We start from the raw sequence: 18,620 nt of genomic DNA on the forward strand, positions 1-18,620 counted from the left end.
GCGAAAGAGTAACGCCCCACCGGTGGGGCACCCGAGACTCCGGCCATGCGCACCTATCAGGAACTCTTCCGGACACCGGAGTTCACCCCGTTCTTCCTGACCGCTTCCGTGGCGGTGGCGGCCCAGACGGTGAGCGGCCTGGCGCTGGGCACGCTGATCTATGCGGCGACCGGTTCGCCGCTGCTCTCCGCCCTCGCCATGTTCGGCCCGTCCCTCGCCCAGCTGGTCGGTGCGACCACGCTGCTGTCGGCAGCCGACCGGCTGCCGCCGCGCGCCGCGATGACCGGCCTGGCGCTGCTCTTCGGGCTCGGCACCGCCGTTCAAGCCGTCCCCGGCCTGCCCGTGTGGGCCGCCTTCGCCGTGCTGCTGGGCCTGGGGATGGTCGCCTCGCTGGGCGGCGGAGTGCGCTGGGGACTGCTCAACGAGATCCTGGCCAGGGACGGTTACCTGCTCGGCCGCTCGGTGCTCAATATGTCCACCGGCACCATGCAGATCTGCGGGTTCGCGGTCGGCGGCGTGCTGGTGACCGCGCTGTCACCGCGCGGCACGCTGCTCGCCGGCGCCGCCCTCCACCTCGCCGCAGCGGCCGTCGCCCGGTTCGGCCTCGGCCGCCGGCCACCGCGCGCCACCGGGCGGCCGTCGGTCGCCGAGACCTGGCGGAACAACGCACTGCTCTGGTCCGCCGGGCCCCGCCGCTCCGTCTTCCTCGCCCTGTGGGTGCCCAATGGGCTGATCGTCGGCTGCGAGTCCCTGTTCGTCCCGTACGCGCCCCGGCACGCGGGACTGCTCTTCGCCTTCGCCGCGCTCGGCATGCTGGCCGGGGACACCCTGACCGGGCGGTTCGTCCCCCGTCGGTGGCGGGAACGGCTCGGTGCCCCGCTGCTTCTGCTGCTGGCCGTCCCGTATCTGGTCTTCGCCCTGCACCCGGCGCTGCCGCTCGCGGTGGCGGCGGTCGTGGTCGCGTCGGTCGGCTACTCGGCGAGCCTGCTGCTCCAGGAGCGGCTGATGTCCCTGACGCCGGAGGCGTCCAGCGGGCACGCCCTCGGGCTGCACTCCTCCGGCATGCTCGCCATGCAGGGCGTGGGCGCCGCCCTCGCGGGGGCGGTCGCGCAGCGCACCTCGCCCTCGACGGCGATGGCCGTGATGGCGGTGCTCTCCGCCTCGGTCACCCTGGCCCTGGCCCCGGGGCTGCGGCCCGGCCGCCGCCACGACCGCACCTCCCCGGAGCCCGCCCATGGGGAGGCCGCGGCCTAGGCGGGCGGTGTCTGACCATTCGGGCCGGTAAGGCGTGCGGCGTCCGGTGCGGTGCATCGCAAGGCGGCGGGCCGCCCTCGTACCGGGCGTACTCGGTCGATCCCGACAACGCAGCGAGGTGCCGTGCCGGGGGCGTGCGCCAGGCGGGAATGGTCAGACACCGCCTGGTGCCGCGCCTGCCGACGTTTGCCCGGTGGCGAGGCGTCCTGGCGCGTGCAGCTGCAAGGCGGAGGGTCAGCCTCGTGCCGGGTTGTACGGGGGTGGTTCGCCGACGATGCGGCCGATGTGCGGAGATGCGCGCAGAGACCCGCTGGTCACCCGGCGGAGGGGAATTCCCGGCGGACGATCTGGGCGGTGGCCGGGTCGGCGGGCAGGAAGAACTCGATGGCCAGCTCCGAGACGGCCACGTCCAGCGGGCTGTTGAAGGTGGCGATGGTGCTGACGAAGGCCAGCTCGCCGTGTGCGGTGCGCAGCCGTACCGGCAGGGCCACCGCAGGGGCCGAGGGGGTCGAACCGCCGTCGTCGTCATCCTCGTCGGGCCCGGGATAGCGGCTGACCTCGGTATGGAGGCGGCGCAGCGGCTCGGTCTCCCGGATCGCGAGATGCCGTTCGACGCGCTCCAGCAGATGGCGGCGGACCTGGCCCAGGTTGGCGATCCGGGGCGCCAGCCCCTGCGGGTGCAGGGCGACCCGGATGAGGTTGAGCGGCGGCCGCAGCAGTTGTTCGTGGACGCCCCCGAGCAGCGCGGCCATGCCGCTGTTGGCGGCGAGCACATCGTGGGTGGCGTCCAGGACCACGGCCGGGTACGGCTGGTGGCCGCGCAGCAGCGTGTCGACGGCGGAGCGGACGGCCGCCATCGCCGGGTCGTCGGGGTCGTGGAACGACGACTCGCGGTAGGCGGGTGCATAGCCGGCGGCGACCAGCAGGGAGTTTCGCTCGCGCAGCGGTACCCCGAGGTGCTCGGCGAGCCGGAGCACCATCGCGCGGCTGGGCCGGGAGCGGCCGTTCTCGATGAAGCTGATGTGCCGGGCCGAGCTGTCGGCGGTGAGCGCGAGGTCCAGCTGGCTGAGGCGGCGGCGCAGGCGCCACTGGCGGAGCAGTGGGCCGACCCCGGCACCGTCGGCGGCGGTCGCGGTGCCGACGGCGGTCGCGGTGCCGGCGGTGGCGGTCGGCGCGGGGCCGGTGGTCAGGGACACGGTGCTCCTCCGGGCGCTGTACGGCGAGGGTCGGCCTCTGACCGTACGTCAGCGCCCGGGCGGGCGGTGCGACCTGAGCCGGTTCAGACCTTGCCGCGCAGATCTGCCGCCAGCGTCCGGATCCAGTGGGCGAACTCGTCGCGGTGGTGGACGTGCCCCTCGCAGAGTGCGGTGACCTGCGCGTCGCTGAGCTGGTCGGAGCCCGTGTCGTCCAGCAGGCCGGAGACCTCCTCCAGCACCGCTGCGAGCCGCTTGGCGTCGGCGTAGCTGATCATCACGGCTTGGTGCTGGTGGCTGATGGTGACAGATCCAGGCATCGCTGCCTCCTCCGAGTCGGCCCCTGTCCACCGTACCCGCGACCGGTGCCCTTCGCGTCCGGCGGGCGCCGTCGGCCTACGATCACGGGCAGGGGCGTGGCGAACGGGAGGCTGGTCGGCATGGCGGACACGGTGATCGATCTCAACGCGGATCTGGGCGAGGGGTTCGGGCGTTGGACCCTGACCGACGACGAGGCGCTGCTGTCGGTGGTGACCAGCGCCAATGTGGCCTGCGGCTTCCACGCCGGGGACCCGACGACGATGCGCCGGGTCTGCGGGTGGGCGGCCGAGCGGGGGGTGCGGATCGGCGCGCAGGTCTCCTACCGGGACCTGGCCGGGTTCGGGCGGCGGGCGATGGAGGTGCCGCCGGAGGAGCTTGCGGACGAGATCGCGTACCAGATCGGCGCATTGGAGGTGTTCGCCCGGGCGGCCGGGTCGCGGGTGGCCTATGTCAAGCCGCATGGGGCGCTGTACAACCGGGTGGTGGCGGACGGCGGGCAGGCGGCGGCCGTGGTCGCGGGCGTGGTGCGGGCCGGTGCGCTGGGCGCTGCGTCGGGCGGCGGTCCGCTGCCGGTGCTGGGGCTGCCCGGCTCCGAACTGCTGCGGGCGGCGGGCGCGGCGGGGCTGCCGGTGGTGGCCGAGGCGTTCGCCGACCGCGCGTACACGGCGGCGGGGACGCTGGTGCCGCGCGGGCGTCCCGGGGCGGTGGTGGAGGACGCCGAAGCGGTGCTGGTCCGCGCGGTGCGGATGGCCCGGGACGGGCAGGTCACCGCGGCGACGGGCGAGGAGGTGCCGGTCCGCGCCAGGTCGCTCTGCGTACACGGCGACACCCCGGGCGCTGCGGCGCTGGCGGTGCGGCTGCGGGAGGCGTTGACGGCGGCGGGTGTGCGGGTCGAGCCGTTTGTGTAGGACGGGCCGGCTGGAGAGGACGGGCTGCGGGCGGGAGGAGGCGGGCGGTGGAGCTGGAGCTGGAACCGGGGCTGGACGTGCGGCCGATGGGGCGGCGGGCGCTGCTGGTGGAGGTGGCCTCGACCGAGCGGGTGGAAGCCTGGCATGCGGAGCTGCTGCGGCGGCGCGCGGCGGGGCTGCTGCCGGCCGAGGTCGAGATCGTGCCGGCGGCGCGCACGGTGCTCCTGGACGGTCTGGACCGGCCGGATGCGCTGGCGGCCGAGATGCGCGGCTGGCGGGTGCCTGCGGTCGGGGGCGGCGAGGGGCCGCTGGTGGAGGTGGCGGTGGTGTACGACGGCGCGGACCTGGAGGAGGTGGCGGCGCTGTGGGGGGTGACCGGGGCCGAGGCGGTGCGGCTGCACTCGGCGATCGAGTACCGGGTGGGATTCTGCGGGTTCGCGCCCGGCTTCGCGTATCTGACGGGCCTTCCGGAGCGGCTGGCGGTACCGCGCCGGGACACCCCCCGGACCAGGGTGCCGGCCGGTTCGGTGGCGGTGGCGGGTCCGTACACGGGGGTGTATCCGCAGCCCTCCCCCGGCGGCTGGCAGTTGCTGGGCCGCACCGACCTGCGGCTCTGGGACCCCGCGCGGGAGCCTGCCGCACTGCTGGCGCCGGGGACGCGGGTGCGGTTCCGGCCGGTCGCGGCGGAGGGAGGCGCATGAGGGTGCGGGAGGCGAGGGTGCTGGAGGTGGTGCGGCCGGGGCCGCTGACGACCGTTCAGGACGGGGGGCGGCGCGGGGTGGCGCAGCTCGGGGTGCCCCGGGCGGGGGCGCTGGACCCGGTCGCATACCGGCTGGCGAACCGGCTGGTCGGCAACGGCGAGGGGGCGGCGGTGCTGGAGACCACGCTGGGCGGGGTGGCGGTGCGGGCGTCGGCGCCGGTGGTCGCCGCCGTGACCGGCGCCCCGGCACCGGTCACCGTGGACGGCAGGCCGGTGCCGTGGGGCGCTCCGGTGGCGGTGGCCGCCGGGGCGGTGCTGGAGGTGGGGGCGGTCACCCACGGGGTGCGCAGCTATGTGGCGTTCGCGGGCGGGGTCGCGGTGCCTCCGGTGCTGGGCAGCCGCTCGGCCGACCTGCTGTCGGGGTTGGGCCCCGCCCCGCTCGCCGTGGGCGACCGGCTGCCGCTGGGGGAGGACGGGGGCGTACCGGTCCATGCCGAGGTGGTGCCCTTGCCGGGGCCCCCGCTGGAGCTGGTGCTGCGGCTGGAGCCGGGGCCCCGGGCGGACTGGTTCGGCCCGGACGCCACGGCCGTGCTGGCCCGCGCCCGCTACCGGGTGGCGGCGGCCAGCAACCGGGTGGCGCTGCGTACCGAGGGGCCGCCGCTGGAGCGGGTGCGGGGCGGGGAACTGCCCAGTGAGGGGATGGTGCTGGGCGCGGTGCAGGTGCCTCCGGACGGGCGGCCGGTGGTGTTCCTGGCCGATCATCCGACCACGGGTGGCTATCCCGTGGTCGGGGTGGTGCCGGAGGAGGACCTGGCGGCGGCCGCACAGGCGGTGCCGGGTATCCCGCTGCGGTTCGTTCCGGTGCGGGCCGGGCGCGGGGGGCGCGGCTGAGCACGGCGGCTTTGCGTACACCGACCGGTCGGCCCGGCAAGCGAGGAGTGCACGGGGCGCCCGGCCCGCGATGACTCGGAGGTGGACCTCGGGTGGTCTCCCACGGATGACGCAGCCTGTGAACGCCGTGAGGTCGCCGATGTGCAGACCACGATGGTCTACGAGCATGTACGGTCCCGCCGCATCGAGCCGATCAGCCCCGATCGGCCCCGACCGGCCCCGCGCCTCACGCAGAGCCCGGTGACGGCAGAGCCCGGTGACAGCAGAGCCCGGTGACAGCAGAGCCCGGTGACGACGGCCGACTCCGGCGCACGCATGGGCGGACCGCTTAGGGTGGGGGCGGCGGAGATCGGCGGGGGCGGTGGAGGGACGGGGAATGCTGATCGGCAAGGGCGCGAACGTACCGGTGGCCGCAGGGGCGGTCCGGGTGGTGCTGGGCTGGCGGAGCGGGGCGGGGGTGCCGGACGCGGACGCCTCGGCGCTGCTGCTGAGCGGCGGGCGGGTGCGCTCGGACGCGGACTTCGTCTTCTACAACCAGTCCCGGGACGCCTCGGGTGCGGTGCGCCACGAGGGCAAGCAGGCCACCGCGGACGGGGTGGCCGACACGCTGGCGGTGGACCTGGCCGCGCTGGACCCGGCGGTGGAGACGGTGGTACTCGCCGCGTCCAGCGACGGCGGGGTGTTCGGTGCGCTGCCCGGGTTGCAGCTGTCGGTGCGGGATGCCGCGAGCGGAGCGGAGCTGGCGCGGTTCGAGGACCCGGGGGCCACCTCGGAGACGGCCTTTGTGCTGGGCGAGCTCTACCGGCGCGGCGGCGGTTGGAAGTTCCGCGCGGTGGGGCAGGGCTATGACTCGGGGCTCGCCGGGCTCGCCACCGACTACGGCATCCGGGTGGACGCGGCACCGGCACCAGCACCGGCACCGGCACCGGCACCACCGTCATCGCCGTCGCCGTCGTCGCCGCCGCCGCCGACCAAGCTGTCGCTGACCAAGGCCGCCCCCACCGTTTCACTGGCCAAGCACGGGGCGACCGGCGGCGCCATGCGGGTCAACCTCAACTGGCACGCCCCCGACCAGGGGCAGGACCCGGGCCAGGACCAGGCCGGCCGCCGGGGCTGGCTGCGCAAGCTCGGCGGCGGAGGCGGGGCCGGCGGGGGCGCCGGCGGCCGGGACCTCGACCTGGCCTGCCTCTGGGAGACGCAGGACGGCAACAAGGGCATCGTGCAGGCGGTCGGCCGGCTGTTCGGCCACCTCGGGGGGCCGCCCTACGTCCAGCTCGACCAGGACGACCGCACCGGTGCGGCGGCCACCGGCGAGAACCTGTGGATCAATCTGGACTTCGCATCGCGGATCCGCCGACTGCTGGTCTTCGCCTTCGTCTACAGCGGCGCGGGCAGCTTCCAGGGACTGGACGCGGTCGCCACCCTGTACCCCGCCTCGGGGATGCCGATCGAACTGCGGCTCGACGAGTGCGCGTTCCCGGCCAGCGGCTGCGCCATTGCCATGATCGAGAACGTCGGCGGGGAGCTGGTGGTGCGGCGCGAGGGCCGGTACTTCCAGCAGCTGCCTGGCGCCTCCATCCATCAGCAGGTGGACCAGGCGTACGGCTGGAACCTGAGCTGGGTCAGCGCCTCCAAGTGACCCGGCCGCTGCGGAGCGGTCCCCGCCCCGCCCGCGCCTAGCGCACCCGGTCCCCGGCGATCAGCCGCCCACGGACGGCCGCATGCACCTCCGCCTCCTCGGCCGGGTCGGCGGCGAGCCTGCGCAGCCGCTCCAGGACCCGCACATCGCCGGTGGTCGCGACATGCCGGGCGGCGAGCTCCCGGGTGGTCTCCTCGCAGTCCCAGAGGCACTCCACCGCCGGTCCGGCGGGGAAGCAGGCGTCGGTGGCGGCGAGCGCGTGGGCGGCCCGCCCGCGCAGCTGCGAGGAGACGGTCTCCGCGTAGACATAGCGCAGCGCCGGTACGGCGGCGGTGGCGCGGAGCCGTCCGGCGCCGTCGACCAGGCAGCCGAGGCCGTCGCCGTCGGCGCCGTATCCGGCGATCCAGCGGCGCAGCGCATCGGCCACCAGCGGGGCGTCCCGCTCGTCGCCCGCGCAGGCCAGCAGCCGGGCGGCGGCCTCGCCGAGGGCGCTGTCGGCGCCTCCGGTGGCGGGGTCGGCCCAGCGGCGGGCGTGGTCCATGGCGGCGGGTCCGCGCATCCGGCCGAGGACGTCCAGGGCCGCGTCCACGATCCGTCCGTCGGGGTCGGCGGCGCACAGCTCGATAAGGCCGGGGACGGCGGGGTCGTCGCGGTCGACCAGGTGGCGCAGGGCGGCCCGGCGGGCGCCCTCGGCGCCGTTGCGGGCGGCGTTCAGCAGCAGCGGGCGGTCGTCGGGACCGGCGACGGCGGCCAGGCAGCGGGCCGCGGCGGCGGCGCGGCGCTGTACGGCGTCATGGGGTGAGCCGCTGCGGTCCTCCTCGGCGGCCCGGTCGGCCCAGGCCAGCACCTCGGCGGCGCCCCAGCCGGGGGCGGCGGTGCTGCGGCCCAGCTGGCGCTGCCACAGGTCGAAGGGAGCCTGTTCGCCGGCGGCGGCGATCCGGGGGTGGGTGGCGGCCCAGAGCCGCCAGGGGCGGGGCTCATAGGCGTCGCGCACGGCGGCGCGCAGGGCCGCGTCGCCCTCGGGTCCGGCGGGGAAGCGGTCCAGGACGGCGGGGGCGAGCCGCAGCAGGGAGGCGTCGTCGTCGCGCAGGGCCAGCTCGTCCAGCGCCCAGGCCCAGTTGCTGCCGTGGACGGTGTAGCGGCGCAGCAGGTCGAGGGCGTCGCGGCGGCCGTAGGCGGCGAGGTGGCCGAGGACGGAGAGGGCGAGGCCGGTGCGGTTCTCGTCGGTGTCGATGCCGTCGTCGGGGTGGAAGAGGTGCGCGTCGATCCCGTCCAGGGGGCCTTCCAGCTCCGAGTAGAGCCGCGCGTAGTACAGCGACCGGTTCTCCACCTGCCAGTCGTGGCGGGGGTCGCGGACGACACACGCGTCGAGGGCGGCGAGGGCGTCCGGCCGCTCGGCCGCCAGCGCATGCAGGGTGCCGTCTCCGCGGCCCCGCTGGAGCAGGCCGAGAAGGGTCGCACTGGGCGCTATGTCGGGCTCGAACATGAGGTCAGCATCCGTTGCGGCGGTCCTGGTGGCAACGGGATTTCCGCTGCCGGGGGGCCCGGCGCCCGGGTCCGGGTCGGCAGACGGGGCCGGTCCGGGCCGGGGGGCCGGAAGCACCGAAGGTTACCGTTCGCGCGGCTTGTCCGCACACAGGGCGACCGTGGGCCGGGGTCCGGCCCCCGGCGGCGCACCACGGCATGTCCCGGGGACATCGGGAGGGGAATCGCCCGAAACCCTTACCGGCGGTGGCTCTCTGTGCAACAGTCGTGACGGCCCATATGTCCGTCGACCCGTGGGAAACCCATGCACCCCGCTGCGCACCCGGACCATCCAGCCGTCCTCGGGGACGGGCCCGGCGCCGTGGCCGCGCCGTACGCCCCCGGCATCGCCGTCTGGGACCTGACCACCGACGAGGTGCACTGGTCCCCGGAGGTCTTCGCGCTCTTCGGCCGGGACCGGACGGCCGGTGCCCTCACCCTCGACCAGCTGCCGGCCTATCTGCTGCCCGACGACCAACTGCCGGTGCAGGGCATGGTGACCGCCGCGCTGGTCGACGGCCGGGCGCTGCGCGGCGAGTTCCGGGTGGTGCGGCCGGACGGCACGGTGCGCGCCGTCCGCTGCACCGGCGGACCGGTGATCGGCCCGGACGGGCACGCGGAGTCGCTCCGGCTGTCGCTGCGGGACGCCGGTGGGGCATGGCCGCTCTCCGACCGGGCCGCTGCCGCGTCGGCCCGGCCGGTGGCAGCCCCGGCCGCCGCCGTTCCGGACCTGGCGGTGCGCGGCCCCGCCGACACCGCCTCGGGGTGGTGCGACGCGTTACCGCTGCCGGGCGGCGGCGCGCTGCTGGCCCTGGGGTCCGGAGCGGCCGAGTCGGCGATGCTCCGGGACGCGCTGCGCGGTATGGCGATGACCGGTGCCGGGCCCGCCGTGATGCTGGGGCTGCTCGACCGGTTACTGCGGCAGTGCGGGGGCAGCACGCCGGTCGCCGCGCTCTGCTGCCGCTACGAGCCCGGGGAGCCGCCCGCCCTCGCCTGGGGGCAGGCCGGACTGCGCCCCCCGCTGCTGTTCCGGGACGGCCGGGTGCAGCCGACCGCCGCCGAGGACGCGTCCGGGGCGCCGCTGGGCGGCACCGCCGAGCCGGGGTACGGCGAGCGGCGTACGGCGCTGCGCCCCGGGGATGTGGTGCTCTGCTGGGCCGGAGACGCCGGTGAGGCCGAGGCTGCCGCTGTGGAGGCGCTGGGCCCAAGGCTGGGCGCGGCCCGGACGGCGGCGGACTGCGCCGACCTGGCCCTCGACCTGCTCGGCCAGGGCTCGGGCTCGGACTCGGCGGAGGCCCACCCGGGCGGCGTCCGCCTGGTGGCCCTGCGACTGGGCTGAACCGACGCCCCCGCCTCACACCAACTGCTGCTGAACCGCAGCCCGGGCACCCCGCCGCACACGATCCGCCACGGCACCGCCAGCCGACCGAGCCGAGCCGCCGCCGCCTGGGTACCCGCCCCGGAGCCCCCGCCTCACACGATCTGCCGCCGCTGCTGCGGCACCGCCTGCCGGATCTGCTCCCGCAGGTCGGCCACCTCGGGCAGGCCCTTGTACTGCTGGGTGAGCCGGTACATCTCCCGCAGCCGGTCCCAGGTGCGGTGCGAGGAGGTGTCGCGGATCAGCGCCAGTGCCATCTTGGCCTGCACCTGGGCCTCGTCGGGCTGTCCGGCGATCCAGCAGGCCGAGGCCAGGGAGAGGCGGTCGAAGATGGTGGACCGCTCGCGGCCGTTCTTCGACCGGAGGTCGAGCGCCAGCTTGGCGTGCCGCTGGGCGAGCGGGGCCGCCTTGGGGTCGTGCTCGGCCAGGGTGCGGTAGACCAGCGCCTCCATGCCGTGCAGCTCCGCCTCGGTGAAGAGCTGCATCCAGCTGGGCGCCGGCTCGCCCTTGTCGGCCACGAACAGCTCCTCCGCCTCGCCCAGCACCCTGCGGGTCGCCTGGGAGCGGCCGAGCGAGGCATGTGCCCATGCCTCGATGGTCTGGAGCATCGCCCGGGTGCGGGGCAGCGTCTGCTCGCCGGAGCCGATCTTGGCCAGCTGCATCAGGTCCAGCGCGTCGTCGGCCCGGCCGAGGTGCACCATCTGGCGGGCGGCGCGGGAGAGGGCCTCCCCGGCCCTCGGTTTGTCCCCGGCCTCCCGTGCCGCGTGCACGGCGATCACAAAGTACTTCTGGGCGGTGGGCTCCAGGCCCACGTCATGGGACATCCAGCCGGCCAGCACCGCCAGGTTGGCGGCGACGATCCAGAGCCGCCGCTCCAGGTCCTTGGGGTGACGGTAGGTCAGCATGCCGCCGACCTCGTTGAGTTGGCCGACCACGGCCTTGCGCTGGAGTCCGCCGCCCCGGGAGGCGTCCCAGGCGCGGAAGATGTCCACCGAATCCTCCAGGGCCTCGACCTCGTCGGTGCCGACCGGGCCGGCCTCGTAGAGGTCCAGGGAGGATTCGCCGACCGGGATCACGGAGCGGGGGCGGCCGGCCTGGCGGAGGGCCTCGGGGGCGTCGTACTCCCCGGTGAGCCAGTCGTGGAGTGAGTCGGCGATGGAGGAACCAGCCGCGAGCGCGGCGCCCGCGCCCATCAAACCGCGTCGGTTGAGCATGAGGTCCATTCCCGTGAACTCGGTGAGGACCGCGGCCGTCTGCTCCGGCTTCCAGGGCATTCCGGTGTCCGATGTGCCTGCTCTGCTGCGCCGGTGCCGTTCCAGACCGAGGTCTTCGATGGTGACGACACGGCCGAGCCGCTCGGTGAACAGTGCGGCCAGCACCCTCGGCACGGGATCTCGGGGGATCTCCCCCTGTTCGATCCAGCGCCGCACCCGCGAGGTGTCGGTGGACAGCTGTTGCTGCCCCAGGGCGGCACCGCGCCGATTGACCATCCGCGCCAGCTCGCCCTTCGACCATCCGGTCAGGGCGAACAGGTCGGCAAGTCGGGTGTTGGGTTCTCTGCTCACGTGAAGCCCCCAGGTTCCTCGGCAGCTCCGACATTAACGGGCTGTCATGTGCCTCGCGACCATTCGCCAGGGTTCGCCAGGGTGCGCCAGATGGTGTGCCACCCGAAGCCCGGTGTGATGTAGGCCTGCGCCACCCGACTCCCGTCGGGAACCGCCGCCACCGGGGCTCTCCGCGCCGGAGGGGACGGCTCCCGGTCGTCACGGAGGGGAGTGGCGCAGAGGGTGGCGCGGGGGCGCCGCGCATGGCCGCTCCCCGACGGCCGACCGCATTCCCCAGGGTGCGGCGGGCCACCGGGCGGGGCCTGTGCCCCGGTCCGTGTACGGCGCCTGCGCGCCACCCCGTCCGCCACCCCTGGTCGGCACCCGGCCGACCGGCGGCTCGCCGGCCAGCAGGAAGGGACCCACCCACCCCCATGTATCCATCAGCAACCGCTCCGGCCCCCACCACGCTGCGTCCCCCCGCGCCCCTGCACCGCCGGCCGGTGGGCGCACCGGCCGCGCCGGTACGCACCGGGCGGCCCCTCGACCCCCGCTCGGCCGACCAGCGCGCCGCGCTGGAGGCCCGGCAGCAGTTGGCGGCCCGCAGGCCGGGCGCCCCCGCAGGCACCGCCCTGCTCCCCCGGCCGGGGGTCGACGGACCGCTGCGCGGCCGGCTGCCGGGCGGCGGGCGTCCCGACACCACCGCGCTCCAGGCCCCGCTGGTGCGGGCCGCGATGGCCCATGTGACGCGGATATGTCCGGGGTTCACCCCGCGTCAGCTGCTCCACCAGGACGGCCGCCACGTCCTGGTGGCGGGTACGGTCGGCCGCACGCCGGTGGTGGCCAAGTGCCTGGCTCCCCGGACGGAGCGCCGCGACGACGACCTTCAGTGGGTGGAGAGCTTCCGGCACGAGGTGGCCGCCTACCGCGCCTTCGTCCGGCACCGGCCGCCGGTGCGGCTGCCCAAGCTGGTGGCCGCCGACCCGGACCGCTGCGTACTGCTGCTGGAGCGGGTGCCGGGCCGGACCGCCGCCCGGGAGCGGCACCCGGTCGATGCGCCGACGCCCGGTGAGGTGCGTGCTGTGCTGGGCTCGATCCGGGCGCTCAACCTGTGGCGGCCGCCGTCCGGCTTCGACGCGCCGCTGGACTATCCGGTGGAGATCGCCCGCTACCACGCGCTCGGCCTGCTGACCGACCGCGACACCGGTGACCTTCAGCAGTTGCTGTACGGGCTGGCGCATGTCCCGGCGCAGTTCTGCCACGGCGACGCGCTGCTGTCGAATGTGGTGCTGGCCCCGTCCGGCCCGGTGCTGGTGGACTGGGAGCGGGTCGGCTGGTACCTGCCAGGCTACGACCTGGCGGTGCTGTGGAGCGTGCTCTCCGGGGACACCGCCGCGCGGCGCCAGATCAGCCAACTGGCGCAGGCGTCCGGCACGGTGCTGCGGGATGCCTTCCTGGTGAACCTGATCCTGGTGCTGATGCGCGAACTCCGGATGCACGACCTGCCGGGTGCGGGCGAGGAGCAGCGCATCCTGATCCGCCGGCTGCACGACGACGCCTCGCTGGCCCGCCGTGCGGTGCGGGCCGCCGTGGGCACCCGCTGAGCGCATCGGCAGGGGCGTCGTCCGAGGTGCCGGCCGAGAAGTCGGCCGGGAAGTCCGCCCGCAGGGGGCCGCCGGTCCGGCGGCCCCGTGGCGGGTGGTGGTGCCGGTCGGGCCGTAGCCGTCAGTCGGCCTCCAGCGCGCAGGGGTGGCTGAGCAGGTTGCCGAGCCAGCCGTCGCCCTCGCCGTCCTTGAAGGCACGGGCGGCACCGGTGAGGTGGCCGTCCCGCAAGGCGAGTTCCAGCCCGGAGGCGGGGCTGTTGCGCCGTGCGTCGACGCTGGGGAGCTGCACCGGGAAGGAGACCCGGAGGTCCCAGTCGGCAGAGGCCGTGGCCTGGGCCATGACCGCCGCGCCGCCGTCCAGCCGTAGCTCGACCTGCCGGTCCGGACGCACCCGCAGGGTCAGCGGCACCTCTCGGTCGGGGGTGCTGATCCCTCCGGTCCAGCGGCCCTCGGGTACGGCCATCGGGCGCTCGGCGGAGACCGGCGGCGGCAGGACGACCGAGTCGCGGTCCGCCACGAGTCCGTCCAGAAGGCGGCCGACGACCGCGTCGCGGGCACGCCGGTCCGTGCTGTTGGTGAGCACGCAGAGGGCGGTCTCCTGATCGGGCAGCACCACCAGCATGGTGGCGACGCCGCCCATGCTGCCGCTGTGGCTGACGGTCCTCGGCCCGTCCCCGGAGGAGACGAACCAGCCGAGCCCGTACCCCAGCCGACCGTCGATCGGGATGCCGTCCAGCATGGCGGTGGCCGTCTCCGGCCGCAGCAGCCGGCTGTACGAGAGCCCGAACAGCGCCGCCTCCGATGCCGTCGCCCAGCCGAGCGAGGCGCCCGGGTGGCTGGTCCCGTACGCCGGGTAGGCCCGGCCGTCGGCGGTGTGGGGCACCGCCTGGAGGCCCTGGTGGCGCGGGCCGAGATGCGCGGCGGTGAGTCCGAGGGGGGCGAAGACCCGCTCCCGGACGACGTCGCCGAACTCCTGCCCGGTGGCCGCCGCCAGCGCCCGGCCGAGCAGCCCGTAGCCGAGGTTGGAGTACTCGAAGCCGGAGCCGGGCTCCCGGTAGAGCGCGGCGTAGTCGTCCAGCGCCACCTCGGCGTCGGTGGTGTCATAGCTGAAGTCGTAGTGCTGCCCGAACCCGCCTCGGTGCAGCAGCACCTGACGGATCGTCGGACCGCTGTCCCGGCCGGGCAGCGGTGCGTCCAGGGCGAGCAGCCCCTGGTCGGCGGCGAGGCAGACCGCCGTGGCCGTGATCGGCTTGGTGACGGAGGCCAGCAGGTACGCGGTGTCGGTGGTGGCCGGGCGCCCGGTGGCGGGGTCGGCCAGTCCATGGGCCTCGGCCAGGGTCACCACGCCCCGCTGGGCGACGGCGACCGAGACCGAGGGGCAGCCGTAGGCGGTCAGCACGTCGGCGCAGTGGTCGGCGAGTTCGGCGGGCATACGGTCGCCCCTCCCTCGTTCGGCGTGGCGGCCGGGCCGTCCCCCGGCAGCCGGCGGGTCAGGCCGCGCCGATGCGGCTCGGGCCTCCCTGAGGCAGCCTACGGCGCGCCCCTGACGCCGCCCTCTCCAGGGCGGCGCGGCCGACGGCGGTGAGGATGACGTCGTCCTGGGGGAAGTGGACCCGGCCGCAGAGTACGTCGCGGTGGTGGCGCTCCAGCGGGTTGCCTCGGCTGAGCCCGGGGTTGCCGGTGAGGGCGAGGGCCTGCTCCACGGCGGAGATCGCGGCGCGGGTGGCAAGCAGCTTCGCCGGGCCGGAGCGGCGGACCGCCTCGCTGTCGCCCTCGTCGACTCGGCGGGCCAGGGAGGTCAGCACTTCCTCGGCACCGATCAGGCGGGCCTCGATCTCGCCGACGGCGGTCTGGAACCGGGGCAGCGAGGCGAGCGGGGCTCCGAGGTTGGCCGGGGTGCGGCGGTGCAGAAAGCCCACCAGCCAGTCGCGGGCGGCGCGGGCGACCCCGAGGTAGAGGGCGGGGAGGGCCAGGTCGTTCCAGGCGGCGGCGACCCTCTCCGGGCCGTCGGGGTCGCCGGAGGCGGGCGCGTCGCCGGAGGCGGGCGCGTCGTGGGAGGCGTGCGCGTCATGCGCGTCGTGGAGGCCGACGGCGGCCTGCTCGGGCACCAGCACCTCGTCCAGCAGCACATCGTGGCTGGCGCTGGCCCGCATGCCGAGGTGGTCCCAGATGGGGTCGATGCCGATGCCGGGCGCGTCGCCCCGGACCAGGAAGGTACCGACCCGGGGCCGCTCCTCGTCGGTGCGGGCCCAGACCGCCATCCAGGCCAGCGCCTCGGCGCCGGTGCAGAAGGTCTTGCGGCCGGTCAGCGCCCAGCCCTGCCCGGTGCGGCGGGCGACGGTGGCAGGCAGGCCGCCGCGCCCGGGCGTGCCCAGCTCCGGCTCCACCCGCAACGTGTTGACCAGCGCGGGGCCGCGCCGGGACTCCTCCAGCAGCACCCCGTACAGGGCGTCCGGCCAGGCCCCGGTGCGGGCCTGCGCGGCGTGGTGCAGCAGGGTCATCGCCGCGACCAGCGCCACCGAGGCGTCCCCCCGGCCGAGCTCCCCGAGGACCCGTACGGTGTCGGCCAGGCCCGCCCCGGGGCCGCCGTACCGTTCGGCGACGGTGAGGGTCAGCAGTCCGGCCTCGTGCACGGCCTCGATGCCCTGGTAGGGGAAGGCGCCGTCGCGGTCCAGTTCGTCGGCGCGGGCGGCGAGCAGGTCGACGACGCGCGGCAGCCGGTCCAGGGCGGCGGCGACGGCGACGGTGGGGCCGCTGAGCTGATGGGGCGTCATGGCGGGGCCTCCGGGGCAGGCGGGAGCGGCGGGCACGGCGAACGGGGGGTGCGCGGGAGGGCTCCGGACCTGGCACGGCGGCGCCCCCGCCGACCTGGGCGGGTGGACGCCGGGCGGACACCGGGTGGAGGTGTCAGGCCGTGGGCCGTGCGGGGGCGTGCGCCGCCGCCGGCTGCGGTCCGGCAGCGCCACTACACACCGCGCTGGCGGTCCGCCGCAGGTCGACATAGCTGCGGCGGGTCAGCAGCGGACGGCACGGCATAGGGCGAATCTACGAACGCGCCTTCGGCCGCGTCAACCACGGCCCGCCCCGGCGGGCGGGCTCAGCCCTGCTGGAACATGTCGGCGGGCAGCGGCTTGAGCAGTTGGTAGAGGTCGTCGGAGATCGGGCGGTCCCAGGTGGCGATGGTGACCTGGACGCCGTCGCTGCGCCCGAACTGGGCACAGGTGATCCGCTCCTCGCTGACCTTGACCTTCTTCACGATCAGCAGGTCGTCGCCGAGCATCACCGGGAAGTCCTCGCTGGAGACCACGGTCACCGGCTCGTCGTTCTCCAGGGCCGCCAGCAGCTGGCGGACCTCGAAGGGCACACCGTCCTCCGGCTCGCGGACCGGGGAGCCCTCCGGCAGGTTGCCGATCAGCATGGCGGGGCCGCGTCCGCCGAAGAGGTCGTAGCGCAGGAAGATCCCCTGGCAGGTCCCGTCGGCACCCGCCAGGATGGCGGCGCCGAAGTGGCCCGGCCAGTCGCCCGGGTCCATCGCGAGCACATCGAAGTCCGGGCCCGCAGGGGTGCCGGAGCGGCGGCGGAGAAACGGCATGGGGACATCGTACGGGGCGGCTCGGGCGGGCCGCGCAGCCGTCCCGTACGGCGGGCGTGCGGCCGGTTTCCGACGCCCCGTCAGACGGCCGTGGCCGATTGCGGCCAGGTGCTGCCGGTGGGGCTGGACACGCGTTGACCGTGGGCGGACACGACGGTTACGGTCGCGGCATGCAGCGATCGGCGCGTCCGGTCACGCGGAGCCAGGGGGACCTGCTCCGGGTCGCCGCCGCGCGGCGTGTCGCTGCGTACCCGGCCGGTGCCGGGCCCGGCTCCGCCGAGCGGCGCCGCCGGGTGGTCGCTTCCCCCGCCCCGGGGCCGGTGCGAGTCATGCGCCGTGGGGCGCGTACCTCCACTCTCCAGCCCCAAGCCCCAAGCCTCCAGAGATGCATCCGATCGTGGTCCGCGGGCCGCTCTCCGACCGCCGCAGCCCGTGGACCGGCCCGTCGAGCCGTCGTGTGGGAGCGTGCGGCCTACGGGCCTTCGGCAACCCGGCTGTCGGCGACCGCGTCCCGCAACGGCGGGCGGCGGTCCGCCCGGCCGGGGTGCCACCCTCCCGGCGGCGGCCCGCCCGACGAGGCGGCGGGGCTGCGGAGGGGCGCCCGGTGGGGTGGCCGGGCGGTCGCAGTGCGCCGCGTCGGCCGCGTGGGGGCGTCCGACGCGGCGCCTCGGTGTCCTGGATCAGGTGAGGTCGAACTCGCCGTCGCGCGCGCCGAGCACAAACGCCCGCCACTCGGCCGGGGTGAAGATCAGCGCCGGGCCGTCGGGGCTCCGGCCGTCCCGCATCGCGATGTAGCCCTCCACAAAGGCGATCTGCACATCGCCGACCCCCTGGCTGCTGGAGAGCCACTCCGCCTCGCTGAGGTCCACCTTCGGCTTCCGTCCATCCGCGAGGACCTCGGTGCTGCCGATGTCCACGCCGGTGCTGTCGCCTGACACGTCTGTGCTCCTCCCGCCGTCGTCCGGGGGCCAGCGTAGCCAGCCCGGCGGGGCGCCCGGAACCGTTTGCCCGGACACCACCCGCAGGGGGTGATCTCCGCCGGGCCGCGTGGTATGGCACGGACCGCCCCCCTCACAGCCCCGTTCCCGGCCCTGTTCTATGCCTGGACACGCCGGGGCCGGGGCCGCCCGGATCGCTCCGCATCGGGCTCCGGTTTGCGAGAGTGGCGGCAGCGGTCGCCGCCCGTGCGCGGCGCGGCCGGCGGCACTCGGGCGGACGAGAGGGAACCGGCGGTGAGGAAGCGGATCGGCGCTCCGGAGAAGGTGGCTTCCGATGCGCCGCGCGGACTCGCCCCGACCACCGCCCCCGCCGACCGGCCGGAGTCGTCCACCGGCCTCCACCGCGCCCCCGCCCGGGGGATCGCCGAAGCCCTGCCGGACGCGGTGGCGGCCCGGTCCGGTGTCCACCGGCCGGGGAAGCACAAGGAGGGATCGTGAGCACGTCGGACGGCAGGGACGCGGAGGTCATCCCGATCGGCGAGGCGCCGTCCGCGTCGCCCAGGACCTCGGCCCGGCCGAGGCGGGGGCGGCCGGCCGAGGCGCAGCCGGTCACCGCGCATCCGGCGGAGCTGGACCGGGTGGGTGTGGTGCTGGTCTCGCACAGCCGCGCGGTGGCGGCGGCCACCGCCGCGCTGGCGATCGGGCTGGCGGGTACCGGCGACCCGGCGCCGGTGAGCACTGCGGGCGGTACCGAGGAGGGCGGGCTGGGTACCAGCGCGGCACTGGTGCTGGCCGCCGCCCGGCGGGTCGACCAGGGGGTGGGTGTGGTGGTCCTGTCGGATCTGGGCAGCGCGGTGGGGACGGTGCGGTCGCTGCTGGCCGAGGCGGACCGGAACGGGCTGCCGTTCCCGACCCGGTTCGCCGATGCGCCGTTTGTAGAGGGGGCGGTGGCGGCGGTGGTCACCGCGTCGGCCGGCGGGGATCTGGCGGCGGTGGTGGACGCGGCCGAGGACGCCTACCGGTTCCGCAAGGGTTGACACAAGGGCTGAGCCCCGGTCGCCGATTGGCGGCGATCCCGCCCGTCGGCGGCCGTCCCGGGGCTACGATCACGGACGGGGTGAGCCGGCCGCCCCC

At 75.8% G+C, this 18,620-nt stretch carries 18 protein-coding genes; 9 read left to right on the forward strand and 9 right to left on the reverse strand.

All coding sequences use genetic code 11. The features are described from left to right. Positions 1–45 precede the first annotated feature (45 nt). The gene (locus C7M71_RS03240) at positions 46–1,254 is read left to right on the forward strand and encodes an MFS transporter (protein ID WP_111494023.1); all 1,209 of its coding nucleotides are present in this window, start codon (positions 46–48) and stop codon (positions 1,252–1,254) included. Between the two features lie 314 nt (positions 1,255–1,568). Here C7M71_RS03240 and C7M71_RS03245 read toward each other — a convergent pair whose 3' ends face one another. Further along, positions 1,569–2,450, reverse strand: a complete 882-nt coding sequence (locus tag C7M71_RS03245; RefSeq protein ID WP_229758505.1) for a helix-turn-helix domain-containing protein — start codon at positions 2,448–2,450, stop codon at positions 1,569–1,571. Between the two features lie 83 nt (positions 2,451–2,533). After that, a complete protein-coding gene (locus C7M71_RS03250) occupies positions 2,534–2,767 on the reverse strand; it encodes a hypothetical protein (RefSeq protein ID WP_111494021.1) in 234 nt (77 codons plus the stop codon). A gap of 120 nt (positions 2,768–2,887) precedes the next feature. Here C7M71_RS03250 and C7M71_RS03255 point away from each other — a divergent pair, with 120 nt between their 5' ends. The 4 genes from C7M71_RS03255 (at position 2,888) to C7M71_RS03275 (ending at position 6,906) form a co-directional block, all read left to right on the forward strand. Further along, positions 2,888–3,676 (forward strand): LamB/YcsF family protein, encoded by a 789-nt coding sequence (locus tag C7M71_RS03255; RefSeq protein ID WP_114914149.1) that lies wholly within the window; start codon positions 2,888–2,890, stop codon positions 3,674–3,676. 86 nt (positions 3,677–3,762) lie between these two features. Further along, positions 3,763–4,377, forward strand: a complete 615-nt coding sequence (locus C7M71_RS03260; protein WP_111495010.1) for a 5-oxoprolinase subunit B family protein — start codon at positions 3,763–3,765, stop codon at positions 4,375–4,377. Next, positions 4,374–5,267, forward strand: a complete 894-nt coding sequence (locus C7M71_RS03265; RefSeq protein WP_111495008.1) for a 5-oxoprolinase subunit C family protein — start codon at positions 4,374–4,376, stop codon at positions 5,265–5,267. The genes C7M71_RS03260 and C7M71_RS03265 overlap by 4 nt, the downstream gene beginning before the upstream one ends. 376 nt (positions 5,268–5,643) lie before the next feature. Next, entirely contained in the window at positions 5,644–6,906 is a 1,263-nt protein-coding gene (locus C7M71_RS03275) for a TerD family protein (protein WP_111495004.1), read from the forward strand. Between the two features lie 37 nt (positions 6,907–6,943). Here C7M71_RS03275 and C7M71_RS03280 read toward each other — a convergent pair whose 3' ends face one another. Continuing rightward, positions 6,944–8,392 (reverse strand): HEAT repeat domain-containing protein, encoded by a 1,449-nt coding sequence (locus C7M71_RS03280; RefSeq protein ID WP_114914150.1) that lies wholly within the window; start codon positions 8,390–8,392, stop codon positions 6,944–6,946. 303 nt (positions 8,393–8,695) lie between these two features. Here C7M71_RS03280 and C7M71_RS03285 point away from each other — a divergent pair, with 303 nt between their 5' ends. After that, the gene (locus C7M71_RS03285) at positions 8,696–9,769 is read left to right on the forward strand and encodes a PP2C family protein-serine/threonine phosphatase (RefSeq protein WP_114914151.1); all 1,074 of its coding nucleotides are present in this window, start codon (positions 8,696–8,698) and stop codon (positions 9,767–9,769) included. 134 nt (positions 9,770–9,903) lie between these two features. On the opposite strand, the gene C7M71_RS03290 is transcribed toward C7M71_RS03285, so the two are convergent. After that, entirely contained in the window at positions 9,904–11,373 is a 1,470-nt protein-coding gene (locus C7M71_RS03290; RefSeq protein WP_111495306.1) for a DNA-binding protein NsdB, read from the reverse strand. A 413-nt stretch (positions 11,374–11,786) separates the two neighbouring features. On the opposite strand from C7M71_RS03290, the gene C7M71_RS03295 reads away from it, so the two are divergent. Beyond that, the gene (locus C7M71_RS03295) at positions 11,787–12,956 is read left to right on the forward strand and encodes an aminoglycoside phosphotransferase family protein (RefSeq protein ID WP_114914152.1); all 1,170 of its coding nucleotides are present in this window, start codon (positions 11,787–11,789) and stop codon (positions 12,954–12,956) included. Positions 12,957–13,077: 121 nt separating this feature from the next. Here the strand turns inward: C7M71_RS03295 and C7M71_RS03300 are convergent, their stop codons facing one another. From C7M71_RS03300 to C7M71_RS03315, 5 genes are all read right to left on the reverse strand, one after another. Further along, the gene (locus tag C7M71_RS03300) at positions 13,078–14,388 is read right to left on the reverse strand and encodes a serine hydrolase domain-containing protein (protein WP_111495050.1); all 1,311 of its coding nucleotides are present in this window, start codon (positions 14,386–14,388) and stop codon (positions 13,078–13,080) included. A 58-nt stretch (positions 14,389–14,446) separates the two neighbouring features. Continuing rightward, the gene (locus tag C7M71_RS03305; RefSeq protein ID WP_111495052.1) at positions 14,447–15,730 is read right to left on the reverse strand and encodes an acyl-CoA dehydrogenase family protein; all 1,284 of its coding nucleotides are present in this window, start codon (positions 15,728–15,730) and stop codon (positions 14,447–14,449) included. Between the two features lie 133 nt (positions 15,731–15,863). Next, entirely contained in the window at positions 15,864–15,992 is a 129-nt protein-coding gene (locus C7M71_RS33105) for a putative leader peptide (protein WP_407675853.1), read from the reverse strand. Positions 15,993–16,053: 61 nt separating this feature from the next. Next, entirely contained in the window at positions 16,054–16,548 is a 495-nt protein-coding gene (locus tag C7M71_RS03310; protein WP_111495601.1) for a hypothetical protein, read from the reverse strand. A 680-nt stretch (positions 16,549–17,228) separates the two neighbouring features. Further along, the gene (locus C7M71_RS03315; protein WP_229758506.1) at positions 17,229–17,486 is read right to left on the reverse strand and encodes a DUF397 domain-containing protein; all 258 of its coding nucleotides are present in this window, start codon (positions 17,484–17,486) and stop codon (positions 17,229–17,231) included. Between the two features lie 294 nt (positions 17,487–17,780). On the opposite strand from C7M71_RS03315, the gene C7M71_RS03320 reads away from it, so the two are divergent. Together C7M71_RS03320 and C7M71_RS03325 are read left to right on the forward strand one after the other, a co-directional pair. After that, a complete protein-coding gene (locus C7M71_RS03320; protein ID WP_111495090.1) occupies positions 17,781–17,984 on the forward strand; it encodes a hypothetical protein in 204 nt (67 codons plus the stop codon). Between the two features lie 131 nt (positions 17,985–18,115). Further along, positions 18,116–18,523: a PTS sugar transporter subunit IIA domain-containing protein gene (locus tag C7M71_RS03325; protein ID WP_229759036.1), complete on the forward strand. Its 408-nt coding sequence runs from the start codon at positions 18,116–18,118 to the stop codon at positions 18,521–18,523. Positions 18,524–18,620: the final 97 nt, after the last annotated feature.

Origin of the sequence: Peterkaempfera bronchialis (assembly GCF_003258605.2) — a bacterium.
Lineage (GTDB): Bacteria > Actinomycetota > Actinomycetes > Streptomycetales > Streptomycetaceae > Peterkaempfera > Peterkaempfera bronchialis.